Source organism: Flagellimonas oceanensis (genome assembly GCF_003992595.1).
Taxonomy (GTDB): Bacteria; Bacteroidota; Bacteroidia; order Flavobacteriales; family Flavobacteriaceae; genus Flagellimonas; species Flagellimonas oceanensis.
This window is the reverse complement of the sequence record NZ_RZNA01000052.1, coordinates 205560-230866: the sequence shown is the minus strand read 5'-3', so window position 1 is coordinate 230866 and position 25307 is coordinate 205560. Positions and strand designations below refer to the sequence as shown.

Annotated in this window: 26 protein-coding genes and 1 pseudogene; 14 read left to right on the top strand and 13 right to left on the bottom strand. The window is 41.6% G+C overall.

Annotation, left to right across the window (positions count from 1 at the left end; translation table 11 throughout):
* Positions 1-67 precede the first annotated feature (67 nt).
* Positions 68-1177 (top strand): UDP-galactopyranose mutase, encoded by a 1110-nt coding sequence (gene glf / locus EO132_RS18370; RefSeq protein WP_127139263.1) that lies wholly within the window; start codon positions 68-70, stop codon positions 1175-1177.
* Positions 1178-1395: 218 nt separating this feature from the next.
* On the top strand, positions 1396-2199 hold the full coding sequence (locus EO132_RS18365) for a glycosyltransferase family 2 protein (RefSeq protein ID WP_127139262.1): 804 nt from the start codon (positions 1396-1398) through the stop codon (positions 2197-2199).
* Here the strand turns inward: EO132_RS18365 and EO132_RS18360 are convergent.
* The gene (locus EO132_RS18360) at positions 2181-3041 is read right to left on the bottom strand and encodes a glycosyltransferase family 2 protein (protein WP_235856509.1); all 861 of its coding nucleotides are present in this window, start codon (positions 3039-3041) and stop codon (positions 2181-2183) included. The two genes, EO132_RS18365 and EO132_RS18360, sit on opposite strands and share 19 nt — an antisense overlap.
* A 51-nt stretch (positions 3042-3092) precedes the next feature.
* Here EO132_RS18360 and EO132_RS18355 point away from each other — a divergent pair, with 51 nt between their 5' ends.
* The 6 genes from EO132_RS18355 to EO132_RS18330 are packed head-to-tail and all read left to right on the top strand — an operon-like array spanning position 3093 to position 8822.
* Complete coding sequence (locus EO132_RS18355) at positions 3093-4172, top strand: hypothetical protein (protein WP_127139261.1); 1080 nt, start codon at positions 3093-3095, stop codon at positions 4170-4172.
* On the top strand, positions 4169-4729 hold the full coding sequence (locus EO132_RS18350) for an L-threonylcarbamoyladenylate synthase (protein ID WP_127139260.1): 561 nt from the start codon (positions 4169-4171) through the stop codon (positions 4727-4729). Before EO132_RS18355 ends, EO132_RS18350 begins: the two co-directional genes overlap by 4 nt.
* Before the next feature lie 2 nt (positions 4730-4731).
* Positions 4732-6162: a CCA tRNA nucleotidyltransferase gene (locus EO132_RS18345; protein WP_127139259.1), complete on the top strand. Its 1431-nt coding sequence runs from the start codon at positions 4732-4734 to the stop codon at positions 6160-6162.
* The gene (locus EO132_RS18340) at positions 6159-7172 is read left to right on the top strand and encodes a COX15/CtaA family protein (RefSeq protein ID WP_127139258.1); all 1014 of its coding nucleotides are present in this window, start codon (positions 6159-6161) and stop codon (positions 7170-7172) included. The genes EO132_RS18345 and EO132_RS18340 overlap by 4 nt, the downstream gene beginning before the upstream one ends.
* A 43-nt stretch (positions 7173-7215) precedes the next feature.
* Complete coding sequence (locus EO132_RS18335; protein ID WP_127139257.1) at positions 7216-7719, top strand: IS1096 element passenger TnpR family protein; 504 nt, start codon at positions 7216-7218, stop codon at positions 7717-7719.
* A 44-nt stretch (positions 7720-7763) separates the two neighbouring features.
* Positions 7764-8822, top strand: coding sequence for a nucleoid-associated protein (locus tag EO132_RS18330; protein WP_127139256.1), 1059 nt, complete (start codon positions 7764-7766; stop codon positions 8820-8822).
* Here the strand turns inward: EO132_RS18330 and EO132_RS18325 are convergent.
* The gene (locus tag EO132_RS18325) at positions 8819-9895 is read right to left on the bottom strand and encodes a hypothetical protein (protein ID WP_127139255.1); all 1077 of its coding nucleotides are present in this window, start codon (positions 9893-9895) and stop codon (positions 8819-8821) included. The two genes, EO132_RS18330 and EO132_RS18325, sit on opposite strands and share 4 nt — an antisense overlap.
* Positions 9896-9973: 78 nt before the next feature.
* Between EO132_RS18325 and EO132_RS18320 the strand changes: the two genes are divergently transcribed.
* The 3 genes from EO132_RS18320 to uvrB all read left to right on the top strand — a co-directional run bounded on the left by EO132_RS18320 (position 9974) and on the right by uvrB (position 13769).
* Positions 9974-10870 carry an ABC transporter ATP-binding protein gene (locus EO132_RS18320; protein WP_127139254.1) on the top strand — a complete coding sequence of 299 codons (897 nt, stop codon included), beginning with the start codon at positions 9974-9976 and terminating at the stop codon, positions 10868-10870.
* 11 nt (positions 10871-10881) lie between these two features.
* Positions 10882-11715 (top strand): ABC transporter permease, encoded by an 834-nt coding sequence (locus EO132_RS18315; protein WP_127139253.1) that lies wholly within the window; start codon positions 10882-10884, stop codon positions 11713-11715.
* Positions 11716-11780: 65 nt separating this feature from the next.
* Entirely contained in the window at positions 11781-13769 is a 1989-nt protein-coding gene (gene uvrB / locus EO132_RS18310; protein WP_127139252.1) for an excinuclease ABC subunit UvrB, read from the top strand.
* Positions 13770-13859: 90 nt separating this feature from the next.
* Here the strand turns inward: uvrB and EO132_RS18305 are convergent, their stop codons facing one another.
* The 5 genes from EO132_RS18305 to EO132_RS18285 all read right to left on the bottom strand — a co-directional run bounded on the left by EO132_RS18305 (position 13860) and on the right by EO132_RS18285 (position 17535).
* Entirely contained in the window at positions 13860-14285 is a 426-nt protein-coding gene (locus tag EO132_RS18305) for an Hsp20/alpha crystallin family protein (protein WP_127139251.1), read from the bottom strand.
* Positions 14286-14401: 116 nt separating this feature from the next.
* Positions 14402-14803: a TerB family tellurite resistance protein gene (locus tag EO132_RS18300; RefSeq protein WP_127139250.1), complete on the bottom strand. Its 402-nt coding sequence runs from the start codon at positions 14801-14803 to the stop codon at positions 14402-14404.
* Between the two features lie 118 nt (positions 14804-14921).
* A complete protein-coding gene (locus EO132_RS18295; RefSeq protein ID WP_127139249.1) occupies positions 14922-15257 on the bottom strand; it encodes a hypothetical protein in 336 nt (111 codons plus the stop codon).
* 327 nt (positions 15258-15584) lie between these two features.
* Entirely contained in the window at positions 15585-16778 is a 1194-nt protein-coding gene (gene sucC / locus EO132_RS18290) for an ADP-forming succinate--CoA ligase subunit beta (RefSeq protein WP_127139248.1), read from the bottom strand.
* Between the two features lie 118 nt (positions 16779-16896).
* Entirely contained in the window at positions 16897-17535 is a 639-nt protein-coding gene (locus EO132_RS18285) for an LON peptidase substrate-binding domain-containing protein (protein WP_127139247.1), read from the bottom strand.
* Positions 17536-17691: 156 nt separating this feature from the next.
* Here EO132_RS18285 and lysA point away from each other — a divergent pair.
* Positions 17692-18936: pseudogene (gene lysA, locus EO132_RS18280) on the top strand (diaminopimelate decarboxylase); the annotation flags it as partial.
* A 99-nt stretch (positions 18937-19035) separates the two neighbouring features.
* Positions 19036-19551 carry a thioredoxin family protein gene (locus EO132_RS18275; protein WP_127139245.1) on the top strand — a complete coding sequence of 172 codons (516 nt, stop codon included), beginning with the start codon at positions 19036-19038 and terminating at the stop codon, positions 19549-19551.
* A 27-nt stretch (positions 19552-19578) separates the two neighbouring features.
* Here the strand turns inward: EO132_RS18275 and guaB are convergent, their stop codons facing one another.
* Positions 19579-21051, bottom strand: a complete 1473-nt coding sequence (gene guaB / locus EO132_RS18270) for an IMP dehydrogenase (RefSeq protein ID WP_127139244.1) — start codon at positions 21049-21051, stop codon at positions 19579-19581.
* Positions 21052-21203: 152 nt separating this feature from the next.
* Between guaB and EO132_RS18265 the strand changes: the two genes are divergently transcribed.
* Complete coding sequence (locus tag EO132_RS18265) at positions 21204-21554, top strand: DUF6686 family protein (RefSeq protein ID WP_235856508.1); 351 nt, start codon at positions 21204-21206, stop codon at positions 21552-21554.
* Here EO132_RS18265 and EO132_RS18260 read toward each other — a convergent pair.
* The 5 genes from EO132_RS18260 to EO132_RS18240 all read right to left on the bottom strand — a co-directional run bounded on the left by EO132_RS18260 (position 21551) and on the right by EO132_RS18240 (position 25152).
* Positions 21551-22063 (bottom strand): hypothetical protein, encoded by a 513-nt coding sequence (locus EO132_RS18260; RefSeq protein ID WP_127139376.1) that lies wholly within the window; start codon positions 22061-22063, stop codon positions 21551-21553. The two genes, EO132_RS18265 and EO132_RS18260, sit on opposite strands and share 4 nt — an antisense overlap.
* Positions 22064-22145: 82 nt before the next feature.
* Positions 22146-23009 carry a hydroxymethylglutaryl-CoA lyase gene (locus EO132_RS18255; RefSeq protein WP_127139242.1) on the bottom strand — a complete coding sequence of 288 codons (864 nt, stop codon included), beginning with the start codon at positions 23007-23009 and terminating at the stop codon, positions 22146-22148.
* 21 nt (positions 23010-23030) lie between these two features.
* Positions 23031-23687 (bottom strand): LysE family translocator, encoded by a 657-nt coding sequence (locus EO132_RS18250; protein WP_127139241.1) that lies wholly within the window; start codon positions 23685-23687, stop codon positions 23031-23033.
* A gap of 5 nt (positions 23688-23692) precedes the next feature.
* On the bottom strand, positions 23693-24733 hold the full coding sequence (locus EO132_RS18245; protein WP_127139240.1) for a quinone-dependent dihydroorotate dehydrogenase: 1041 nt from the start codon (positions 24731-24733) through the stop codon (positions 23693-23695).
* A gap of 56 nt (positions 24734-24789) precedes the next feature.
* Complete coding sequence (locus tag EO132_RS18240) at positions 24790-25152, bottom strand: hypothetical protein (RefSeq protein WP_127139239.1); 363 nt, start codon at positions 25150-25152, stop codon at positions 24790-24792.
* Between the last annotated feature and the right edge of the window lie 155 nt (positions 25153-25307).

Here is a 25307-nt window from a genome sequence, read left to right as displayed (position 1 = left end):
CTTTTTTCAAACAACTAATCCATAAATTGCGGCCAAACATTTTCCAGAACAATTAAACACTGTCCCAATGAAAAGCAGCCCCGAATATGATTATCTTATTGTTGGCGCAGGCCTTTACGGAGCCGTTTTTGCCCATGAAGCGACCAAGCGCAACAAAAAATGTTTGGTAATTGACAAACGGGACCATCTGGGCGGCAATACCTATTGCGAGGACATCAACGGAATAAATGTGCATAAATATGGCGCCCATATTTTTCACACGAACGACAAAACCATCTGGGACTACGTGAACAGTTTTGTTCCTTTTAACCGATACACGAACTCCCCATTGGCCAATTTTGAAGGGAAACTTTACAATTTACCTTTCAACATGAACACTTTCTATCAGCTTTGGGGTACAAAAACACCCGAAGAGGCTAAGGCTGTTCTTGACCAGCAGACAAGCAAATACCAGGATATCAATCCATCCAACCTTGAAGAACAGGCCTTAAAACTGGTAGGAGATGACATTTACACGAAATTGATAAAAGGGTATACCGAGAAGCAATGGGGAAGAAAGACCAACGAACTTCCTGCATTCATTATCAAAAGATTACCATTGAGATTTACCTATGATAACAATTATTTTAACGATGCTTATCAAGGTATACCCATTGGAGGGTACAACAAATTAACCGAAGGTTTGCTCGAAAATGTGGAGTGCAGGACCAATGTTGATTTTTTCAAAGAAAAAGAAACTTTGACCAGTTTAGCCCAACAAGTGGTCTTTACCGGTAAAATTGATGAATATTTTGATTATTGCCACGGAAAGCTTGAATATCGAAGCTTGGATTTCAAACATGAGATACTGGAAACAACCAATTATCAAGGAAATGCAGTAGTGAATTACACAGAAGCCAAAATTCCATATACCAGAATCATAGAGCACAAACATTTTGAATTTGGCAAGCAAAAAACCACAGTAATTACCAAGGAATATCCCTTGGAAGCTTCTTCGGAAAAAGAACCCTATTACCCTATCAACGATAGCAAGAATACGGCTATTTTCAAAGCTTATCAGGACATGGCGAAAAAGGAGAACACTATTTTTGGAGGGAGGCTGGCCGAATACAAATATTATGATATGCACCAAGTAATCGGCGCTGCTTTATCCAAGACCAAAAAGATGTTTGACTGATTATTTCATTTTTTTAAGAAAAATCCCATAATCCCACGCAACGCTCCTCTCTTGTTCCCGTCTAAACAATATAAGACGAATCGATTATACGATTTTGACAAAAAATAGGCAGGAAAATTGCACACTTAATTGTTGTAAGAAAAATAAACAGTTGGACAATTTTTAACCTGTTTTTTTGTTATAGATTTGTAAACACCAAAACACTACACCAATAAATTATGGCTGGATTGAGCACCCCAAAGCAAAAATTATCAGCACTTATCATTACCTACAATGAAATGGGATACATTGAAAAATGCATCGATTCCGTTTCTTTTGCAGATGAAATCTTAGTGGTTGATTCCTTCAGTACTGATGGTACTTATGAGTATCTTTTGGACCATCCGAAAGTAAAGGTAATTCAGAATCCTTTTGAAAATTTTACCGCCCAAAAGTCATTTACATTAAAGCAAGCCAGCAACGATTGGGTCTTGTTTTTGGATGCCGACGAAGTGGTTACCGAAAATCTTCAAAAAGAAATCATCGAAACTATAAATAATCCAGATGCTCATGAAGCTTATTGGTTTTACAGAAAGTTCATGTTCCAAAATGAACCCTTGAACTTCAGTGGCTGGCAAACCGATAAAAACCATAGACTTTTCAAAAAAAGCAAAGCGCATTTTACCGATCGTAAGATTGTACACGAAACCTTGGTGGTTGATGGCAAATCCGGGATCCTGAAGGAAAAACTAACCCATTTTTGCTACAAAAACTACGAGGACTACAAAGGCAAAATGCTCAAATATGGCCAATTAAAAGCCAAAGAGGACTTTTACAAAGAAAAGCACTTCAATTACCTTTTGATGACGGTAAAACCGTTTTGGAAGTTCTTTAACCATTACATCCTTCGTTTAGGCATATTAGATGGCAAAAAGGGATGGACCATCTGCTATCTTAATGCTCTTGGCGTATTGGAGCGATTCAGGGAATTGAAACGCTTGGAAAAGAAAAATGAACTTGCCTATTATTTGGTAATGCCGTAGTGCGTCCAAACTAACTTACTGGACCTGGTTTCCTTTCGTATGGCTTGATTTTTGGCAATGGATTCCGGTGTTTTGTAGCCTCGCTTATGATCTAGATGTACGCACACCGCGCTATAGCGTAATTGCTTGGATTTTATCCCAAAATTGAACAAGCGCTCGCCCAATTCACGGTCTTGGCCACCATATTGCATGCGCTCGTCAAAGCCATTCACATTTAAAATATCCTTTTTCCAACCTGATGAGTTATGACCGTTCCAACTGGCATTGGTCGGTGTAAATGTATTCAGCAACTTGGAAACAATTCCGTTCGCCGTTAATTTATTGTTCTTGAACGTCTTGGGAATACCTTTTTCCTTGAGCCATTGGATATTGAAACAATTTTGATTCTCGATATCTTCCAACGTAATCATCTTGGAAATGTTCATCGGGAGCATGTAATATCCCCCAGAAATAAAATAACCGGGTTCTTTGTTGATGTAATGTACTTCGACAAAATCTTCCCGCGGAATACAATCACCATCCGTCATAATGATGTAATCCGCATTGCAGGCCTCAACGGCCTTGTTCAAAATTCTCGACTTTTGGAAGCCATCATCCTCTTGCCACACATGGACGATATCGTAAAAGACCTTTTCGGACATTTCCTCCAAAAGCTCCTTGGTTTTCGGGCCAGAACCATCATCAGCAATAACCACCTCAAAATCCTTGAAAATTTGGCAGTTAAAACCCCAAAGCACTTTTTTCAACCATTCCTCGGCATTATAAGTGCTTACGATTACTGATATTTTCGGCGATTCCTTTTCCTTTGGGCTCATTTGAGCAAAAATAGTAAAGTCTATCATTTAAAAGATAACTTTGTAAAAAGAACCTTTGGTTTTATCCAAAAACTCCCAATGAAGAAAGTAGCAATTGTCGAGTTGAACCCATATCATGATGAATGCCTGTATTCGCAGCTTAAAATCCTCGACTCCGCTGGATATTCACAGATCTTGGTCGTAAGCAGTCAAATAAAGGACCGGGCTTCTGAATATTTGGATATTCCCGATGAGGTGATAACATTTGACCGTTCACATCAAAAGAATCTCTTCAGTCGTATTTCGTTCTCATGGAAACTTAAAAGGCAATTAAATCAAAGAGACATAATAACAGTCATATTCAATACGGCAAGTTCAAGGCTGGAAGTGATTTTGTTGGGTTTTTTATTGAATAAGCGAACCGCGTTATTTGGCATTCTGCATAATCTAAAAAAAGTAAACCACAGCTTTTCCCAAAAGCTCATCAACAGGTCCATAAAAAACTATTTTGTACTCAATGATTTTTTAGAAAACTCCATCGAACTGGAAGACACATCGATACAACTGCAGCGTTTTTATCCTATCTTTTTTCCAACCTACGAGGAAACGACCCTCAAAAAACCAAAAGAAGAGGTTTGGATCAGCATACCCGGCAAACTTGATTTTGGAAGAAGGGACTACTATCTTGTTGCAGAGGCTCTTCAAAAAACACCATCAAAAAGCAATTTGAAAATTCTGATTTTGGGTAGCACCAATTCCAATGACCCTAGAAGCAGTGAATTCCTAGAATTCATCCAAAAAAATGACCTTGAAGAGCATTTTATGACCTTTGATTCCTTCTTGGACAATGATGTATTCCATGACTATTTGAAAAAATCAGATTACATTCTCATCCCATTGAATGCTATCGGGGATAATTATGCAAAGCATAAAATCATGGGGTGCTACAATCAAGCCTTTGGGTACCGGAAAACCTTGATTTCCCCTATCGGCCTCAGCCATATCCCTGACATTGGCAAACATTCCATACTTTATGATGGAGCAAAAGGACTCTCCATGGTTTTGGAGCAAATCAGTCAGGGACAAGTAGAGAAAAAGAAATATCTGGAAAGCAAGTGGAGTTTTGAAGCGCAGAAAAACAACTACATCAATTTTCTTGAAGAAAATCAAATCAAATGATCGAAGAAATCAACAATTGCAATAAAATACTGCAGGAAGGCGGGCTCATCCTCTACCCTACCGATACGGTCTGGGGCATAGGCTGCGATGCCACAAACCCCGAAGCGGTCAAAAAAGTATACGCTTTAAAAAAGCGAGAGGATTCCAAGGCACTAATTTGTATGGTGTCCAATCAGGCCATGTTGGAGCGCCACATAAAAGAAGTGCCCGATGTCGCCTACGATATTATGGACTTGGCCACAAAACCCACCACCATCGTATTCGACAACCCCATGGGCATAGCCAGCAATTTAGTGGCGGAAGACAACACTTTGGCCATTAGAGTGGCTTCGGATAAATTCTGCCAATATCTCATCAATAAATTCAGAAAGCCCATTGTATCCACATCGGCCAATATTTCGGGCAATCCCACCCCAAAACAATTCAAGGATATTGATGAAGAAATTTTAAAAGGAGTGGACTATGTGGTAAATTTGCCCGATGAAAATATAAACCCTTCCCCCTCCTCCATCATTAAATTGAGTACGGACGGACAAGTGAAGGTTATTCGGGAGTAACAATGGCGAAGGAATTCCATACAGAGGCAATACAACATCCTATTTTTAAACTTATTGGCGAAGCTTCAGATGAGCTGGGCGTAGATGCTTATGTCATCGGTGGTTTTGTGAGGGATTACTTTTTAAAAAGAAATACCCCGAAGGATATTGATATTGTTGCCATTGGTAGCGGCATAGAACTTGCCAAAAAAGTGGCTTCCAAACTAAAGGGCAAACCAGAGATTTCCGTGTTCAAGAATTTCGGCACGGCCATGATCAAGCACAAGGAATTGGAGCTTGAATTTGTGGGTGCACGAAAGGAAAGCTATAATCGGGATAGCCGAAAGCCCATTGTGGAAGATGGTACGTTGGAAGACGATCAGAACCGTCGTGACTTTACCATAAACGCCATGGCCCTGGCATTGAACCAATCCAATTTTGGGGAGCTTTTAGACCCTTTTGACGGTTTGGACGATTTGGACAGGCAAATCATTCGAACGCCACTGGAACCAGGCATTACCTATTCCGATGACCCATTGCGGATGATGCGTGCCATCCGATTTGCCACACAATTGCATTTTACCATTGAACTGCAATCACTTCAAGCGATAACCGAGAACAAGGACCGCATCAAAATTGTTTCCAAGGAACGTATCGTGGACGAGCTCAACAAAATATTGATGAGTTCCAAACCATCACTTGGTTTCAAACTGATGCACCAAACAGGATTGTTGTCCCTGATTCTACCGGAACTTACAGCGTTACAAGGCATTGAAGAAATAGAGGGGCAACGTCACAAGGACAACTTTTGGCATACCCTGGAGGTAGTGGACAACATTGCGGAAACAACGGACAACCTATGGTTGCGCTGGGCCGCATTATTGCACGATATCGGTAAGGCACCCACCAAAAAGTTCCACAAAAAGATTGGTTGGACCTTCCATGCGCACGAGTTTGTGGGAGCAAAAATGGTCTATAAACTTTTTAAAAGACTCCGGATGCCATTGAACGAGAAAATGAAATTCGTTCAGAAAATGGTATTGATGAGTTCACGCCCCATCATCCTATCCGAAGATCACGTGACCGATTCCGCAGTTCGACGATTGGTTTTTGATGCTGGGGATTTTGTGGAAGACTTGATGACCTTATGTGAAGCGGATATTACCACCAAGAATCCCCGCAAGCAGAAAAAATACAAGAACAACTTTAAAATAGTTCGTCAAAAAATAGTAGAGGTCGAAGAACGTGACCATATCCGAAACTTTCAACCTCCTGTTTCCGGTGAAGAAATCATGGAAACCTTCAACTTAAAACCCTCCAAGGAAATAGGCATCATCAAAGACGCCATCAAAGAAGCCATTTTGGAAGGGGAAATACCCAATGAATATGAGGCTGCCTATCAATTTATGTTGGAAAAAGGCAAAAAAATGAACCTAAAAGTCCACTCCGAATGAAAAAGAGCAAATATGTAGTGTATTGGTTGTTAACTGGGTGTTTTCTCATTTTTGTGATGGTCTTGGTCGGGGGCATCACGCGTCTTACCCACTCGGGATTGTCCATTTCCGACTATAAATTGATTCACGGAACCATTCCCCCAATGAACGAGCAGGAATGGCAAGAAGCCTTTGAACTCTATAAGCAATATCCAGAATACCAGAAGCTCAATTATCATTTCGGAATCGAAGAATTTAAGGACATCTACTTCTGGGAATGGTTGCACAGGGTTATTGGAAGATTCATTGGAGTTGTGTTCATTATACCATTCCTTTTCTTTTTGATTACCAAAAAATTGGACAGGCCCACCATCAAAAAATGTTTGATTCTGCTCTTCATGGGTGGATTCCAGGGCTTTTTGGGCTGGTACATGGTCAAAAGTGGTTTGGTGGACCGTCCGGATGTGTCCCACTTTAGGTTAGCAGCACACTTGACCACGGCATTCCTGACTTTTGCCTACAGTTTATGGGTGGCCTTGGACCTTATCTATCCAAAGCGGAAAGAAATCAACAAGAACATCAGAAACCTGATTCGAGTTGGACTTGTCCTTTTATTGCTTCAAATCATTTGGGGCGCCTTTGTTGCAGGATTGGATGCAGGTTTCATACACAACCACTGGCCATTGATGAGCGATGGTAAACTCATTCACGAAACCGTTTACATAGAGCAGCAACCTGTCATCAAAAACTTTTTTGAAGGAAAAAGTGGGGTTCAGTTCGTACATCGGTACCTAGCTTACATTGTAGTCGGCTTTATTGGCCTTATTTGGTTCAGAACGCGAAAAACACCAAGGACAACCCTACAGGAAAAGGGATTGCAAAGCTTACTCGCCCTGGTTTTTATACAATTTGTATTGGGTGTGCTCACGTTGGTTTACGCGGTACCGCTCTGGCTGGGAATTGCGCATCAAATCGGTGCTTTTTTCCTTTTGGCCGCCATGACTTTTACCCTGCACAGGTTCTCGAAATAAGGTCTATTTATTGTACCTTTGTGCCCACTCTAAAATTTGATGGATGATTTATAAAATCAGGATAATACTTGATGCTGAGGAAGATATCTTTCGTGATATCGAAATTGAGGACCAAAGTAATTTGGAGGATTTCCACAATGCCATAACCCAAGCTTTTGGTTTTGAGGGAAGTGAAATGGCCTCTTTTTATACATGTGACGAAGAATGGAACCAAGATGAGGAAATTGCCCTTTTCGACATGAGCGAGAGCGGTTCCGATATCCGATTGATGAACGAAACGTCCCTTGACGATGTTTTAACCGAGGACAATCCAAAAATGATCTACGTGTACGACTTTTTCAGCATGTGGACCTTTTTTGTGGAATTAGCCGATATTGTTGATAAAGAGGACGGCCGGGTCTATCCCAACTTGCTGTTCACTTTTGGGGAATTGCCAGATGCCCCGCCGGAAAAACAGTTTGAGGCAAAGCCAAGCGATGACGAAGGCGATTATGACGACCTCCTAGATCGTTATGACGATATGGACTTTGACGAGAACTGGAACTAAACGATATTAGACCTAAGTTTTAACCATTAATCACACCCCAAAAAATGCTGAACCTGTATAACGCCCAAATTGAAAGCATATCGCTTCACCGTGTAGGCAATAAAAGTAAAAACGAATCCGCTTTTTTATCCGCAGAGCCATTTTCGCTCAACGATGAAATGTCCGGTCTGCTGAAAGAGTATTTTTTCAAACCCTTCAGGGAAAAAGAGGAGAACTACTATAAGTTTGGCCACGAGGTGGATTTGGAGTTCAATGAGGTATATACCGCAGTTTCTGGGATATTCGACAATCCATCCGACAACCATAGGTTATCCAAAAAATTAACCACGCACCTGTACGAGCAGTCCAACCATCCGCATATTAAAAGCGGAGAGGTTTATGTGGTTCACTTTTCCGATATGGTAATAGACAACCAAAAAACGGATGCCGTAGGTATTTTTAAAAGTGAACTGAAGCACGATTTTCTACAGTTTGAGGAAAACGAACACAATTTGGAGATTTTGATTCGCCAAGGAATCAATATCAACAAACTGGACAAGGGTTGTATCGTTTTCAATCTTGGTAAAGAAGAAGGTTACAAGGTACTTTCGGTGGACAGTAACCGATACGATGCCAAATATTGGTTGGAAAATTTCTTGGGCGTTCTTCCTTTGACCGATGAGAACTTCTACACCAAAAACTACCTTAAGTTCTGCCAAAACTTCGCTAAAGATGTGGTTTTGCCAGCCGAGGACAAGCAACAAGAAGTGATGTTCATGAACCGAGCTGTGAACCATTTCGCCAAAAACGATAATTTTGAGGAGACCTCATTCTTGAACGAGGTCATGGAGAACCCAGAGCTTATACCTGAGTTCAAACACTACAAAGTAGAGAAAGGACCAAAATACAGTATTGAGGACGTTTCCAATTTTGACATTGCCAACAAGGCTGTGAGCGATGCCCGAAAGAAAATCAAGAATGTCATCAATTTGGATACCAATATCCAAATCAAGATGGATTTCATCAACCCGGAATCCGCAGAAAAGTTTGTGGAAAAGGGATGGGACGAAGAGCGCCAGATGTACTATTACCTCGTGTATTTCAACAAAGAGCAGAAGAGTTAGAACTTTTTGTCTATAATCTGCTTCATGCTTACGTCTTCATAATTTCGTTTCACAAAATCCAAGGCGTGAATCAATACTTCACCCATGGTTTTGCTGTCCCTGAAATTGATGTCACCGGTAAGTTCCAATAATTGGGTTTTGAGCATTTCGGTATTTTCTGGCGGAGCAATGGTATCAATTTGACACACATCCAACAACCGTTTTAACCTTCTGCCCCAGCTCAAAATCCTTTTGGCGATAATGGAACGCTCTTCAACAATGTACTGGTTAACGGAGTCAACGGTCAACTTGTCCTGCACCAAATCGACCATGGTTTTGTTTTCCTTAAAGAACTGGGGACGGTATACCTTTATTTTACCTTCGTAACACTGCTGGTCAAAGTCTATGGCCCTGATTTTATAGACCACACTGTCAAAATCGTGGGTCGGCACTATTACATAGTTATAGGAGCGCATATCGCCCAAGAGACGAATCATACAACGCTCATTGAACTTCACAAATTCCTTGGCAATCTGGGCTTTGTCAAACTCCGTACATTCGGGAAGGTTTTTCTTCATAAAAACATCACCGGGTATGCCCACTATATGCTCCTCGATCAAGGTGTTTTCGTAAATCACAAAATTGAGGTTGTACGGGGATAGCATATGTTCCAGTTCCAAACCGTAAACACGGGAGGCATCGGTCTTTTTTACATAGAACAGGGTGTAATTATCGTTCAAAATGTTACGCACCTTGATCCTGAAAGGTTTTGAGTTCCCAAATGTGCAGTAGTCCACATAATCCACATTTAAATATTGAAAAATGGAATCGCTACCATCCGACACAAAATTGGAGTACACCCGTTTTAATGCCAGGTCAATTTCATCGCGATCAAACTCAGGGTAGAACACCCGTACCCAAAGGGTATCTTCATCATTCGCATCATATACGGCAACGCTTCCCGAGAACCGGAGCAGGTCATCATAATGAATGGGAATCTCAATTTTTCTATTGTAATATTTCAAATATTCATCCAGTTCCTTGCTTATGGGGTAAGCAGGTTTCTTTTTCGACATCAACTTTTCTTCCGACATTGTATTCGATTATTTTGTAACAAATTGCAATATACTTCGTCAAGTTAGTATAAACCATTCAAAAAACGATAGCATCTTTTGGAAACAATACTTAATGTAAGCCATCTCACCAAAAAGTTTGGGTACCTCACAGCCGTAAAAGATCTTTCCTTTACCATTGAGAAAGGAAATGTTTACGGTATTCTGGGACCTAACGGAAGCGGTAAATCCACAACCTTGGGCATTATTCTCAACGTAGTGAACCGAACTTCGGGAGAATTCAGTTGGTTCGATGGCACCACATCCACCCACGAAGCCTTGAAAAAAGTAGGCGCCATTATAGAACGTCCCAACTTTTATCCTTACATGAACGCCATCCAGAATTTGCGTTTGGTCTGTAAAATAAAGGATGTTCCTGAAACCAAAATTCAGGAAAAACTGGAATTGGTAGGCTTGTGGGATCGTCGCAATAGTAAGTTCAAGACCTATTCATTGGGGATGAAACAGCGTATGGCCATTGCATCGGCCTTGCTGAACGACCCGGAAATATTGATTTTGGATGAACCCACGAATGGTTTGGACCCTCAGGGAATCCATCAGATAAGGGAAATCATCAAGAAAATTGCGAGTCAAGGCACCACCATTTTATTGGCCTCCCACTTATTGGACGAGGTGGAAAAGGTCTGTTCGCACGTCATCATTCTCCGTAAGGGCGAAAACCTGTATTCAGGACCGGTAGACAGTATGCTGGCGAGTCATGGCTTTTTTGAATTGAGGTCCAATGATCTTGATCAACTGCAGAAACTATTGGAGAAAAGTGCCAGTTTCGGAAAAATTGAGAACTTCAATGGCACGCTCACAGCCTATCTAAAAGAGGAAATGGATGCCGAAAGCTTGAACCAAATGCTCTTTGACAAAGGAATCGTGCTATCCCATCTTGTGAAACGAAAAGAAAGCCTCGAAGAACAATTTTTAACCTTGACCAAGAACCAATAATCAAAAAACGAATGTTACGTCTCCTACAAATAGAATTCATAAAACTTTGGAACAATAGAGCCAGCAAGGTGCTGATCATCTCCTATTTTGTGCTCCTCACTTCCATTGCGCTGATTGCGGCCATAAAATTTGATATTGGCCCTGTACAATTTCACTTGGCCGATCAAGGGATTTTCAATTTCCCTTACATCTGGCATTTCAACACCTATGTCACGGCTTTGTTCAAGCTGTTTTTGGCCATTGTCATTGTCTCCATGATGTCCAACGAATACAGCAACAAAACCATCAAGCAAAATCTTATCGATGGATTGTCCAAAAAAGAATTTATTCTCTCCAAGGTCCTTACCGTTATCAGTTTTGCCTTGATTTCCACCATATTTGTTTTTGTGGGATCCTTGATCCTTGGGCTGGTTTATTCCGATTATAATGAAATGTCAATCATTTTCTCTGATTTGGAGTTCTTGCCCGCCTTCTTTTTTAAGTTGGTCGCCTTCTTCTCCTTCTGCCTTTTCTTGGGTATGTTGGTAAAACGTTCCGCCTTTGCGCTTGGTTTTCTGATTCTGTGGACCATATTGGAGCAAGTGGTATTTGGTTTATTGGGATGGAAAGTCATGAGTTGGGAAGCTGCCAAAATGGTCAAACGTTTCTTCCCTTTGGAATCCATGGCGAACTTGATAAAAGAACCTGCCACCAGACTTTCAGCAGTGCAGAACATTGGTCAACAAATAGGTGAGGACATGAGATTCGATTACCATGTGTACTGGTATGAATTCTTGATTGTTATCGTTTGGACCGCCATTTTCATCTATTTATCCTATGCTATATTGAAGAAACGTGATTTGTAGTTTCTCTCGGTGAGAATATTAAAGCTTTGCTTCTATTTGGCACCTACCTTTAGTATTTTTACGTAATGAAATTTCAGGTAGTTTCCGAATTTAAGCCGACGGGCGATCAGCCCGAAGCCATACGACAACTGGTAGAGGGCATCGAATCCAAGACCCAGCATCAGACGTTGCTTGGCGTGACTGGATCTGGTAAAACATTCACGGTGGCCAATGTAGTGGAATCGGTTCAGAAGCCTACCTTGGTTTTGGCCCACAACAAGACCCTGGCCGCACAATTGTATTCGGAGTTCAAGCAGTTTTTTCCAAATAACGCGGTGGAATACTTTGTATCCTACTACGATTACTATCAGCCCGAAGCCTATATTCCCACAAGTGGACTCTATATAGAAAAGGACCTTTCCATCAATGAGGATATCGAGAAATTGCGCTTGAGCACCACTTCTTCCCTTCTTTCAGGACGGCGGGATGTACTTGTGGTCGCCTCTGTTTCCTGCCTGTATGGAATAGGGAACCCCATAGAGTTTCAAAAGAACGTCATTACCATCCATAGGGATCAAGTGATTTCAAGAACCAAGTTTTTAAAGCAGTTGGTTCAAAGTCTATATGCGCGAACCACGGCTGATTTCAGGAACGGGAACTTTAGGGTAAAAGGCGATGTCGTGGATGTTTTTCCCGGTTATGCCGACCATGCCTTCCGTATTCATTTTTTTGGGGATGAGATTGAGGAAATCGAAGCATTGGACCCTTACAATAATAAGGTCATTGAAATTTATGACACCCTGAACATCTACCCTGCGAATATGTTCGTGACCTCTCCCGATGTGCTTCAAAACGCGATAAAGGAGATTCAGGATGATTTGGTAAAACAAATAGACTACTTTAAGGAAATCGGTCGACCATTGGAAGCCAAACGCTTGGAGGAGCGCACCAATTTTGACCTGGAAATGATTCGAGAGCTAGGCTATTGTTCGGGAATCGAGAATTACTCAAGATATTTGGACGGCAGAAAACCAGGGACCCGACCTTTCTGCTTGTTGGATTATTTCCCGGATGATTATTTGATGGTGGTGGACGAAAGCCACGTGACCATACCGCAAGTGCATGCCATGTATGGTGGCGACCGCTCCAGAAAGGAAAATTTGGTGGAATACGGTTTTCGCTTACCTGCTGCCATGGACAACCGCCCGTTGAAGTTTGAAGAGTTTGAGACCCTTCAAAATCAAGTGCTATATGTGAGTGCCACACCCGCGGACTACGAACTGGAATTGAGCGAGGGGGTTTATGTCGAACAGATTATCCGTCCAACAGGCTTATTGGACCCAGTGATTGAAGTTCGCCCCAGCGAAAACCAAATCGATGATCTTGTTGAGGAGATTCAGCAACGTGTGGAATTGGACGAACGCACCTTGGTCACGACCCTTACCAAACGTATGGCAGAGGAACTCACTAAATATTTATCAAGAATTGATGTGCGTTGCCGCTACATCCACAGTGATGTGGACACGCTGGAACGTGTGGAAATCATGCAAGATCTTCGAAAAGGTCTTTTCGATGTACTTATCGGTGTCAACCTCCTGCGTGAAGGATTGGATTTGCCCGAAGTATCCCTAGTTGCTATTTTGGATGCTGACAAAGAAGGTTTTTTACGAAGTAACCGCTCGTTGACGCAAACCGTGGGAAGGGCAGCAAGGAATTTGAACGGAAAAGCCATCATGTATGCCGATACAATTACCGAAAGCATGCAGAAGACCATCGATGAGACCAATTATCGTAGGGACAAACAAATGACCTACAACAAAGAGAACAATATAACCCCTACGGCCCTTAAGAAAAACTTGGACAGCGCACTGGCCAAAAACTCAGTTTCCACCTATCATTTCCAGAAGGAAGAGTTGCGAGCTGCAGAACCCGACTTGAAGTACATTACCGAAGATCAGAAGGAAAAACTGATTCGGGAAAAAAGAAAGGCCATGGAAAAAGCGGCCAAGGAGCTCAATTTTATGGAAGCGGCCAAACTTAGGGACGAAATAAAAATGCTTCAGGAAAAGGAATAAAAAAACGCGCCCCCGCATGTGCGAGAGCGCGCCTCAACTAACCAACTAATCCAACCATCATGAAACACCTATAGTTGGTGTTCTAATGTTTTACCCTATCTCAATCAATCTTTTTGGTTTTGGCAATGCCTCTTGTTTTTTGGGCAAAGTCAATTTCAACACCCCATCCTCGTACTTGGCATCGATTTTAGATCCATCTACGGTTTCTGGTAGTGTAAAAGCTCTTTTGAACGAAGAATAAGAGAATTCTTTTCGTGTATAATTATCGTTGCTTTCCTCGTTCTCGGATTTCACTTCGCTGGAAATGGTCAACACATCGTTGTCGATTTCCACAGTAAAATCATCTTTTTTCATACCTGGAACCGCAAGTTCCAATTCAAATCCTTCGGTATTGTCCTTTATGTTCACAGCGGGCATGGAAGCATTCCACTTTTCTGTTCCACCGAACCAATCAGGACTTACAAAATCGTTCATCAAGGATGGAAAAAACAGGTTGTTTCTTTTTACTATACTCATGGCGATTCAATTTTTAGTTAAACATTCAAATCAACCTGTATAAGTCAAAACCTGTACCAATGGAAAAACCATGTCTATTTGACATGATTCAAGAAAAAATAGATGTCATTTTGACATTAGTTGTAATGTGCCTTGAAGATATTAATGAGCACATCGGGAGGGACAATTTTATTGGGATAGCGATGCATTATTTCCAACACCTGACTGATTGCGGCTGGTGGTAAGCCCATATTGAGTCCAATATTATAAAGTGTATTGATTTCTTTTTTATGCTGTTCATGATCCACGTTCATGAGCAAAATAAGTCTATGGAATTGCACAATGCGTTCTGCTTGTGTCTTTAGGCGAACTTTGGGGGATTTCTCCTTTAACAATCCGTCAAAAACATCTTTGCTTACCCCTAAATTCTGGGCCACTTTCAACAAAAATTCATATTCGGACTGTTTCAGGGAATGATCAACTCTAGCAAAGCCGATCATCTCCGAAAGAATGCTCAATTTTTCCTTGTAAGTACCCATGAGGTCTGGTTCTGGTTGGTTATCCTAATTAGATAACTCCAAAACACTCCTTTTTAGTACATAAAAAAGCCCTGAAATTCAGGGCTTTTTTCTAACTAACTCAAACAATTCCCGGTTTTTAAGCGGTAATACGGACTGGAAGCTCATAAACCCTACCAGGAACAATCTCTTCCGATTGCACCTTTTTGTAGTTGAGACGGTTTTTTACGAAACCTTCCACAATATCATGATCAGTCTTGACTGACAACACCACTAATTCACCTTCTTCATTAAAAATAAAGCGAACTTCTGCTGTCAATTCTTCTGAATCCAATTTAAATTCATGCTCTTTTAGCAACTCGTAGATTTGACCCGTAAGATTGTTTTCTTTGGTCACTTTCTTACCTTTTGTTGCGAATGCACTCATTGTGGCAAATAATGCCAACGCTACTGAAACAGTTTTTAATTTTTTCATGATTTTGTTTTTTGATTAAACTGATGATTAATAATATGTCAATATCAGAGCTTGATTAAGGCTCCATTTTAACGACACTTCAAAAATAAGACGATAAAAAAACATAATTGTTACACTTTAGAGTTATTTAACAAATGTTTAATGTCCTTAACCTTGGGCTAATACCGCAATTTCATCAATTCCAAAGGTCAGATTACAGAAGTTTCTCAAAACGAAAGTGGTACGATTTTACAGCACCAAACAATGGAAAAAAACCTTGAAAATCAGAAAATAAAAAAGGGCAACACTTAAAAAAGTGTTGCCCTTTTTTCTATTATTGAAATGAATCTAGCTCAAAACTTCCTCAACTTTGTCCGCAGCTTCTTTAAACTGAACAGCTGAGTGTACGGCTAAACCAGAATTGTCTATGATTTCCTTGGCCAACTCCGCATTGGTTCCTTGCAGTCTCACAATGATTGGCACCTGGATGGCATCCCCCATATTCTTGTAGGCATCAACAACACCTTGTGCCACACGGTCACAACGTACGATACCCCCGAAAATGTTAATCAAGATTGCTTTTACGTTAGGGTCCTTAAGAATAATGCGGAAGGCTTCCTCCACCCTTTTTGCATCTGCGGTCCCTCCAACATCCAAGAAGTTAGCTGGTTCGCCACCGGCCATTTTAATCAAGTCCATAGTGGCCATCGCCAATCCGGCCCCATTTACCATACAACCTACATTACCATCCAAGTCCACGTAGTTAAGTCCAACCTCGCGAGCTTCAACCTCAATTGGATTTTCTTCGCGAAGGTCCCTCATTTCCGCATAGGACTTTCTTCTGTACAATGCATTATCATCTATGGTCACCTTGGCATCGACCGCCATAATTAAATCATCGGATGTCTTAAGTACCGGGTTGATTTCAAAAAGGCTGGAATCACTTTCAACATAAGCCTTGTATAAGGACGTTACGAATTTTACCATTTCCTTAAAAGCGGTTCCTGACAATCCCAAGTTGAACGCAATCCTTCTTGCTTGGAAAGGCAATAAGCCCAACCCCGGGTCTACCTCTTCGGTGAAAATCAGGTGCGGTGTCTTTTCAGCAACCTCTTCGATATCCATACCTCCTTCGGTAGAATACATAATCATATTCTTACCCGTTCCCCTATTCAAAAGAACAGACATGTAAAATTCACTGGTTTCGCTATCGCCTGGATAATACACATCCTCGGCCACCAATACTTGGTGTACCTTTTTACCTTCAGCAGATGTTTGTGGGGTAACAAGGTTCATACCTATAATGCTACCTGCCAACTCTTCCACCTCTTTCAAGTTTTTGGCCAATTTTACGCCACCGCCCTTACCACGGCCACCAGCATGCACCTGCGCTTTGATTACGTGCCATCCGGTTCCGGTTTCTTGTGTAAGTTGTTTTGCGGCATCTACCGCTTCTTTGGCGTTGTGGGCAACAATTCCCCTTTGGATTCTAACACCAAAACTGGCTAAAATCTCTTTTCCTTGATATTCGTGAAGATTCATCTGTGAATTTACTTTTGTTTGCAGACAAAAATAAAAAACACCGCTGACAAATTGAAGATGTTAAATGATTAATTAGTGATAAATACGAAGAAAGTGCCCCTTTCTTCAAAAGGAAACATTACAACTTGAAATCTTGGAAGTCCAGTGGGTCAAAATTTTTGAAATGTCCGTTCATTTCAATCACTTCTCTGGTACGGTTTACTTCGCTCAGGACATTGGTGGTCGCCTCCAAATGTTTTTTGATGAAATTCAGGCGGTCCGTCTCTTTCGGCATAAGCAATAATTCATATTCCTGCTCAAAGGAGAGTCCCATTTTGTGGGCCAATGAGTAACTGTTGAACTGCTTTGGGGATATTTTGGTAAATGGCACCCCCATTACATCGTATAAAACCTCCACTTTTTGAAGCACCTCCTCCCGCAAACCATCATTGGCATCATTTTCCATTTCCAGAAATTCCACTTCACCTCCAGCATAGAGCTTTCCGTTCATTTGTTTTTCAAAGCTCAACACCTTAAACACCTGACGTGCCACACAAACCACATCCATCTCCCCTGATTTGTATGTGTTCACCACCTCTACCAACTGCACTTCCGTCCCGTAGGATACAACATCATTAATGTACACGGGAATTCCAAAGGTTAGAGCCTCCCTCCTGCAATCGGCGATCAATTGTTTGTAGCGATCTTCAAAAATGTGAAGGGGAACAGTTTCACCAGGGTAAAACACGGATTTCAATGGAAATAAAGGTAATTTCATGCTTGTGATTTGTCTAAAAATACATATCAAAACCTAAAGTCACAAGCTCAGTTGATTCTAAATGTTGAAAACACAACAATTTGTTATATTTTGATAAATTACACGGAATCCTTGTGTGTAAGGGCTACATAAGCTAGATTTGTTCAAAATACTCGTTTTAATATGAATTCTAAGGACTTACTTCAGCTTACGGAGCAATTCGGCGCCCCTCTTTATGTATATGATGCGGATAAAATCACTTCGCAGTACAAAAAATTGACCAATGCATTCAAAGGTGTTCCTAATCTAAAGCTGAACTATGCCGCCAAGGCATTGTCCAATATCAGTGTCCTTAGACTGCTGAACAGCTTGGGAAGCGGTTTGGACACCGTATCCATCCAAGAAGTAAAATTGGGACTTTTGGCTGGTTTCAAACCAGAGTCCATCATTTTTACGCCCAACGGTGTTTCCTTGGAGGAAATTGAAGAAGCCGCGGCACTCGGGGTTCAAGTGAATATAGATAACCTGTCCATTTTAGAGCAATTTGGAAGCAAACATCCCGATATTCCCGTTTGTATCCGTATCAATCCACACGTGATGGCTGGAGGAAACTCCAATATTTCCGTAGGACATATTGATTCCAAGTTTGGCATCAGTGTGCATCAAATCCCGCATTTATTGCGCATTGTGGAGTTGACCAACATGAACATCAACGGAATCCACATGCACACCGGTAGTGATATTTTGGATATTGATGTGTTTCTTTACGCTTCGGAAATCCTTTTCGAAGCAGCAAAAAACTTCAAGGATTTGGAATTCATCGACTTTGGTAGCGGATTTAAAGTACCCTACAAAGAAGGCGATATCCAAACCAATGTGGATGAATTGGGCAAGAAACTGACCAAAAGATTCAACGAATTCTGTAAGGAGTACGGCAAAGAGCTTACCCTAGCCTTTGAACCGGGTAAATTCTTGGTAAGTGAAGCAGGTGTGTTCTTGGCCAAGGTAAATGTGGTAAAACAGACCACCTCAACCGTTTTTGCCAGTATAGATTCTGGGTTCAACCACTTGATTAGACCCATGTTGTATGGTTCCACCCACCAAATCACCAACATTTCCAACCCAAAAGGAAGAGAACGTTATTACTCGGTAGTGGGCTATATATGCGAAACGGATACCTTCGGAAGCAATCGCAGGATCAATGAAATCACGGAAGGGGACATTCTTTGCTTTAAAAATGCAGGAGCCTATTGCTTCACGATGGCAAGCAACTATAATTCCAGATACAGACCTGCCGAAGTACTTTGGTACAAAGGTAAAGGTCATTTGATCAGAAAAAGGGAAACTTTTGATGACATCCTACACAATCAAGTGGACGTGAAGGAGCTTTTTGATGCACCAGAAAAAGAAACTGTAAAGTAGGTTATTCGCCTTATCAGACTGTTAAAGCGCATACTTTTTTGGCACAATTTTCGTTAGTTTTGTATTGATAGGACGACGATTACGTCAAAAAACTAGACTATGCGCGCAATTTTTACCCAAATCAGCTTACTTTTTATAGTATTCACGAGCTTTACTGCTCATGCTCAAGACATCCAATGGATTTCTTGGGAAGAGGCCGTGCAACTTTCCCAAACGGATGCCCAGCCCAAAAAGATATTTGTCGATGTCTACACCGATTGGTGTGGATGGTGCAAAAAAATGGATAAAAACACCTTTCAACATCCTGATGTCTCCAAATATATGCAGGATAATTTCTATATGGTAAAAATGGATGCCGAAGGCAAAGACCCCATTGAGTATCAGGGTAGGACCTTCAAGTTTGTACCATCTGGAAGAAGAGGTTATCATGAATTGGCAGCCGCTCTGCTACAGGGTAAAATGAGCTACCCTACCGTGGTATTTCTGGACGAACAATTGAATATGTTGTCCCCTGTGCCCGGGTATCAACAAGTGGAGCCATTCATGCAGATTGCCAAATACTTTGGCGATAATATCTACAAAGACAAGGATTGGCAAAGCTACGCTGGGAAATAAATTCCCCAGCGTACATTTTTATTTTAATTACCTACTATAATTCGGGCTTTCTTTGGTAATGGTCACGTTATGCGGATGACTTTCGTGGATACCACTAGAAGTGATTTTCACAAAACGGGCATTGTTTTTCAAGGCCTCGATATCGCCCGCACCACAATATCCCATTCCAGCACGTAGCCCACCAATGAATTGGTGCATACTTTCCACCAATTCGCCTTTGTATGGCACTCGGCCCACAATACCTTCGGGAACCAATTTTTTGATGTCATCCTCCACATCTTGGAAGTATCGGTCCTTACTACCTTTTTTCATTGCCTCAACAGACCCCATCCCACGGTACGATTTAAACTTACGCCCTTCGTAGATAATGGTCTCACCTGGGGATTCTTTGGTACCCGCCAATAACGAGCCCAACATTACGGTATCGGCCCCTGCGGCCAATGCTTTAGGTATATCTCCGGTGTAACGAATTCCTCCATCGGCAATTACGGGGACACCGGTTCCTTTCAAAGCTGCGGAAACTTCCAAAACCGCTGAAAACTGTGGAAAACCCACTCCAGCCACCACACGTGTGGTACAAATAGAGCCCGGTCCAATACCAACCTTAACAGCGTCAGCACCTGCTTCCACCAAATATTTGGCAGCTTCTGCAGTTGCGATATTTCCAACCACAACCTCCAATTCCGGAAACGATTTCTTTACTTCTTTCAATATACTGACCACACCTTTGGTGTGTCCGTGTGCCGTATCAATAATGATGGCATCAACACCGGCCTTTACCAATGCCTCTGCTCTTTCTACAGCATCAGCAGTTACACCAATGGCGGCAGCCACACGTAAACGACCATATTGATCCTTATTGGCAATCGGCTTTTGGGTTAGCTTGGTAATGTCCCTGAACGTAATCAATCCGATAAGCTCTTCCTTATCGTTGACCACTGGCAATTTCTCGATTTTATTTTCCTGAAGGATAACCTCTGCTTGTTGCAAGGATGTTCCCTCTCCCACAGTGACCAAGTTTTCCGAAGTCATGACCTCTGCAATGGGACGATTATCGTTTTTCTCAAAACGAAGGTCGCGATTGGTAACGATCCCTATCAATTTATTTTGTGCATCCACTATCGGAATACCCCCGATGCTATGCTCCTTCATACTTGCCTTCGCATCTCGAACCACTGACTCCAAAGGAAGCGTCACCGGGTCCATGATCATGCCGCTCTCGGCACGCTTTACTTTTCTAACCTTGAGCGCCTGCTGCTCTATGGTCATGTTTTTATGAAGAACACCGATTCCTCCTTCCCTTGCCATGGCAATGGCCATACGGGATTCGGTTACCGTATCCATGGCCGCTGAAACAATAGGGACATTGATGGTAATGTTCTTGGTAAATTTTGACTGGATGTTTACTTCCCTGGGAAGTACTTCGGAGTAAGCGGGCACAAGAAGAACGTCGTCGTACGTAAGGCCTTCTCCAACAATTTTGTTTTGGTGAGCTTCCATTGCAATTACGGATTAATTGCGTGCAAATATACCACTAATTTATTTGAATACCGCCTTGTGCCACCACTCCATTTTGAAGACTGTTCGGAATTTAGTCCAATTATTTAGAATCATTCTATATAATTGTTATATTTATGGCTCAAATCTTTTATATGTGTAGCTATTTAAACGTAATGGGCCGATCTAAAAACGGAGTGTTGACCTTCTGTAACCGTACCAAATTGTTTCAACTCCTATACAACAATCTTTGTTTTGAATTGTATGAGTGGGAGTTGGAAGCATTGAAGGAATACATTGAACAATTGGATATCCCCTATTGGGAAAATCATTTGAAACATTGGAGCCAACAGCGTAAAATCCCTATTTCGGTTGGGAGAAAGCACTTTATCATTTTAGTGAACAAAGAAGAAGTGGACGAACTATTGAGCTTGCTTCGATTTGAAAAACAGCAGGTTCAGCTACTCTCGCATGACGAAATAGACTATCAGTTCATAGAAAACTAAGCCGGCAAGGTGTTTTGGAACTTTTTTGGAAGTGCGCATTGCCACAGTACCATGACAGCGGAACCAGTGTAGGTAATCGTCATTAAAATTCCTGAAAAAACCACAACGTACCGAAACCAATTTACCCCCGACCACATCACATAAATCCCACCAAAGGTCAGGATGATGGAAAGAAACGGTTCAATGGTCAAAAAGAACTTTAGTTTTTTTGGAGCCTTCGTCAACCAGACCAATCCACCCAGTAGAAAGAAAATAAATGACATGGAAAGCACATGGGTATGGATCACTGTAAGCATTTCACGCCCCCCTTTTTTAAATTTCATGACCTCGGCATCTTCATCTTCTTCATTGCCCAGGTAATTTTCCTCAATCCCAGCGGGAGTGGTCGATTCTGTTTCTTGTATAAAAAGCAGTCCTGTAAAATATCCCACGGAAAGTACGATTACAAAAACGGAAATAAAAAGTCGCAGTTCTTTGGGCAGTGTCGGCAATAAACCATTGTACTTCATAGGATACATCATTGAAGCATCAAATATATCCATTTAGACCGAATCTAAATAACAAATCAACCCCTTAAGTTTGTCAGATGTTTTAATGGTACTGGGAAAAAAGCTCCGTGGCCTTATTGAATGCCGCTTCAAAAACCATCCAATTAACGCCCGTATCCGCCTTTTCCGTGGTAAAATAGGAAAGCATTCTCTCGGTAGGCATATTACCGGTCAACTCATCCTTAGCCATGGGACAACCGCCAAAACCCTGCACGGCACCATCAAAACGACGACACCCCGCTTTGTAGGCCGCATCCACCTTTTCATGCCATTTGGTGGGCGTGGTGTGCAAATGTGCACCAAACTCAATTTCCGGATATTTTATTATCAGGTTGGAGAACAAGTAATCAATAACCTCTGGGGTGGAACTTCCAATGGTATCCGACAAAGAGAGGATTTTGGTTCCCATATCGGCCAATTTCTCCGTCCACTCCCCTACAATTTCCACATCCCAAGGATCTCCATACGGATTCCCGAATCCCATGGAAATATAGGTCACGACTTCTTTATCATGCGCATTCGCCAACTCCAAGATTCCTTTTAAGGTTTCTACCGATTGAGCAATGGTCTTGTGCGTGTTGCGCATCTGAAAGTTTTCCGAAATGGAAAAAGGAAAGCCCAAATAATCAATGGCTTTATGCTTGCATGCATCTTGTGCGCCCCGAACATTGGCCACAATAGCCAAAAGCTTGCTTTGGGTCCTCGACAAATCCAATCGGGCAAGCACTTCCGCAGTGTCCTGCATTTGCGGGATGGCCTTTGGGGACACAAAACTTCCAAAGTCGATGGTATCAAAACCGCAACCCAGCAAAGATTGGATATACTTCACTTTTTCATCCGTGGGGATAAAGGTTTTGATTCCCTGCATGGCGTCCCGAGGACATTCTATGAGTTTTACTTTTGGCATAGGCTTCCGTAAAAATAGCACTTATTTATCCGATAGAAATAGATAAATGGCAATCCCTACAAAAACAACGATCTGCACCCATTTTAAGTAAACACCCGCCTTTTCATGACTGGTCAGATATTTGGAGATGTTTCCGGCAAGTACAGCAATCGCACCAAAAACAATAAGCGCGGAGAGCATGAAAAGCAACCCTAAAACATAGAATTGAACAACGGTATTGAATTCGGTGCTAAATAAGAAACCTGGAAAAAAAGCCAAAAAGAAGATGGTTACCTTGGGGTTGAGCACATTCATGGTAAAACCTTTCCAAAAAAGTTTTGAGAGCGCTTGGGTTTGTTTATTTCCGTTGTCTAAAAGAATAGAGGCATCACTTCGGTACACCTGATAGGCCAAGTACAAAAGATACAAGGCCCCAAACAGTTTGATTGCAAAAAACAAGGTATCGCTGCGTTTGATGATTTCCGAAACCCCAAAAGCCAACAAAGTTGTGTGTACCAAACAGCCTGAGACCAAGCCAAAAACCGTGGCCAACCCTGATTTTGTACCGTTACTGATGCTTTGGGTCAACACAAAAATATTGTCAGGTCCCGGCGAAATGGCCAAAGCCAATGAGGACACTAGAAATCCTATCAATATGGGGTAATTGACGGTTTCCAGAAATAAAAACAAACTGTGCATATATCTTAGTCCACTTTCTCCAAAATGGCCTTGTTGATTTTTTTGATGAGTCCTGGACCTTCGTAAATAAATCCAGTATAGAGCTGTACCAAGTCAGCCCCGGCCTCCAACTTTTCCAAGGCATCCTCTGCGGAATGGATACCACCTACCCCTATGATCGGGAAAGCCTTTCTACTGTTTTCAGATAAAAACCGAATAACTTCGGTGCTTCTCTTGGCCAAAGGTTTTCCACTGAGTCCTCCTTTTTCTTCGGACAATATCAAGTGTGATTTCAGCCCTTTTCGTTCTATGGTCGTGTTGGTCGCAATAACGCCATCTATTTTGGTATCCGCAACGATCTCTATGATATCCAACAACTGATCATCCGTTAAATCCGGAGCTATTTTCAATAAAATGGGCTTTTCTTTCAACTTGAAACTTTTTGCCAATTTTTTATTCTGACTTTTTAGTTTCTTCAACAATTTTGTCAATGGCTCCTTATCTTGAAGCTCTCGAAGTCCAGGGGTATTCGGCGAACTCACATTGACCACAAAATAATCCACATGTTCAAAAAGCGCTTCAAAACAGATCATATAATCCTTGATGGCAGCTTCGTTGGGCGTTACCTTATTTTTGCCAATATTTCCGCCAATAATTACCCGATGCTTCTTTTTCAACTGTTCCACTGCCTCAAAAACCCCTTTGTTATTGAAGCCCATTCGGTTGATGATGGCCTTATCATCTTTTAAACGGAAGAGCCGCTTTTTGGGGTTTCCCGGCTGGGGTTTTGGGGTTACCGTCCCTATTTCCACAAATCCAAAGCCAAAGTCGGAGAATTCGTTATACAATTTGGCATCCTTATCAAAACCTGCGGCTAGTCCCACGGGGTTCTTGAACTTCACACCAAACACCTCACGTTCCAATTTTGGGTCGCTTACGATAAACATCTTCCTGAAAAGACCAATCAAACCCAATCTTGAAAAAAACCTAATGGCCCGAAATGAAAAGTGGTGCACGGCTTCTGGATCGAACAAGAAAAGTACCGGGCGGATAAGGATTTTATACATTCAAAATGGATTTAAGACAAAAATAAAAACTCTTAAAACAGTTCTTGGCATTTCGGTCAATTTTCGTCAACAGACCTATTAATATGGATAGGACGCAAAGTCATTTGGCGGCATAATTTCAAATACCGCTCATACTGGACTTCATTGAAGCTTGTCAACAGTCTTTTATCCATCATTCGGACATTTTTGGTCATACTATCGATAAAGGATTGGTACTTTTTGGACACCTCTATCAATACTTCGGGAGAACTCTCTTCATTCTGTTTCATGAGATATTCCGCCTTACCCTTGAAGATGTCATTACGAATCTTGAGTTCGGCACTCCAATCCTTCAGGTTCTTTTGCTGTTCTTCCGTCAATTCAAAGACCTTGGTTATAGTTTCATTATCGCGTCCACCCACACCCAAAATACAGTCCATTTGAGCAAATCCGCTAAAGCTCAAACTCAAAAAAACAAAAAATACAACCGCCTTCAATTCAGATTACAATTAATGGTTTTGCGAAAGATAGGTATTAATGCCATTGATTTGCAAGATTACGTTTGAATAAGCTTTATTTTTGGTAAAACTCAACA

What these genes read in the sequence shown, in the direction of transcription:
- EO132_RS18335 (WP_127139257.1), top strand. Translation starts at nt 7,216, where the DNA reads ATGATTTATAAAATCAGGATAATACTTGATGCTGAGGAAGATATCTTT.
- EO132_RS18255 (WP_127139242.1), bottom strand. Translation starts at nt 23,009, where the DNA reads ATGCCAAAAGTAAAACTCATAGAATGTCCTCGGGACGCCATGCAGGGA.
- EO132_RS18245 (WP_127139240.1), bottom strand. Translation starts at nt 24,733, where the DNA reads ATGTATAAAATCCTTATCCGCCCGGTACTTTTCTTGTTCGATCCAGAA.
- EO132_RS18340 (WP_127139258.1), top strand. Translation starts at nt 6,159, where the DNA reads ATGAAAAAGAGCAAATATGTAGTGTATTGGTTGTTAACTGGGTGTTTT.
- EO132_RS18305 (WP_127139251.1), bottom strand. Translation starts at nt 14,285, where the DNA reads ATGAGTATAGTAAAAAGAAACAACCTGTTTTTTCCATCCTTGATGAAC.
- EO132_RS18250 (WP_127139241.1), bottom strand. Translation starts at nt 23,687, where the DNA reads ATGCACAGTTTGTTTTTATTTCTGGAAACCGTCAATTACCCCATATTG.
- EO132_RS18295 (WP_127139249.1), bottom strand. Translation starts at nt 15,257, where the DNA reads ATGAAAAAATTAAAAACTGTTTCAGTAGCGTTGGCATTATTTGCCACA.
- EO132_RS18260 (WP_127139376.1), bottom strand. Translation starts at nt 22,063, where the DNA reads ATGAAGTACAATGGTTTATTGCCGACACTGCCCAAAGAACTGCGACTT.
- EO132_RS18330 (WP_127139256.1), top strand. Translation starts at nt 7,764, where the DNA reads ATGCTGAACCTGTATAACGCCCAAATTGAAAGCATATCGCTTCACCGT.
- EO132_RS18345 (WP_127139259.1), top strand. Translation starts at nt 4,732, where the DNA reads ATGGCGAAGGAATTCCATACAGAGGCAATACAACATCCTATTTTTAAA.
- EO132_RS18240 (WP_127139239.1), bottom strand. Translation starts at nt 25,152, where the DNA reads ATGGACTGTATTTTGGGTGTGGGTGGACGCGATAATGAAACTATAACC.
- EO132_RS18360 (WP_235856509.1), bottom strand. Translation starts at nt 3,041, where the DNA reads ATGATAGACTTTACTATTTTTGCTCAAATGAGCCCAAAGGAAAAGGAA.
- sucC (WP_127139248.1), bottom strand. Translation starts at nt 16,778, where the DNA reads ATGAATCTTCACGAATATCAAGGAAAAGAGATTTTAGCCAGTTTTGGT.
- EO132_RS18275 (WP_127139245.1), top strand. Translation starts at nt 19,036, where the DNA reads ATGCGCGCAATTTTTACCCAAATCAGCTTACTTTTTATAGTATTCACG.
- EO132_RS18285 (WP_127139247.1), bottom strand. Translation starts at nt 17,535, where the DNA reads ATGAAATTACCTTTATTTCCATTGAAATCCGTGTTTTACCCTGGTGAA.
- guaB (WP_127139244.1), bottom strand. Translation starts at nt 21,051, where the DNA reads ATGGAAGCTCACCAAAACAAAATTGTTGGAGAAGGCCTTACGTACGAC.
- EO132_RS18325 (WP_127139255.1), bottom strand. Translation starts at nt 9,895, where the DNA reads ATGTCGGAAGAAAAGTTGATGTCGAAAAAGAAACCTGCTTACCCCATA.
- uvrB (WP_127139252.1), top strand. Translation starts at nt 11,781, where the DNA reads ATGAAATTTCAGGTAGTTTCCGAATTTAAGCCGACGGGCGATCAGCCC.
- glf (WP_127139263.1), top strand. Translation starts at nt 68, where the DNA reads ATGAAAAGCAGCCCCGAATATGATTATCTTATTGTTGGCGCAGGCCTT.
- EO132_RS18365 (WP_127139262.1), top strand. Translation starts at nt 1,396, where the DNA reads ATGGCTGGATTGAGCACCCCAAAGCAAAAATTATCAGCACTTATCATT.
- EO132_RS18355 (WP_127139261.1), top strand. Translation starts at nt 3,093, where the DNA reads ATGAAGAAAGTAGCAATTGTCGAGTTGAACCCATATCATGATGAATGC.
- EO132_RS18315 (WP_127139253.1), top strand. Translation starts at nt 10,882, where the DNA reads ATGTTACGTCTCCTACAAATAGAATTCATAAAACTTTGGAACAATAGA.
- EO132_RS18350 (WP_127139260.1), top strand. Translation starts at nt 4,169, where the DNA reads ATGATCGAAGAAATCAACAATTGCAATAAAATACTGCAGGAAGGCGGG.
- EO132_RS18300 (WP_127139250.1), bottom strand. Translation starts at nt 14,803, where the DNA reads ATGGGTACTTACAAGGAAAAATTGAGCATTCTTTCGGAGATGATCGGC.
- EO132_RS18265 (WP_235856508.1), top strand. Translation starts at nt 21,204, where the DNA reads ATGTGTAGCTATTTAAACGTAATGGGCCGATCTAAAAACGGAGTGTTG.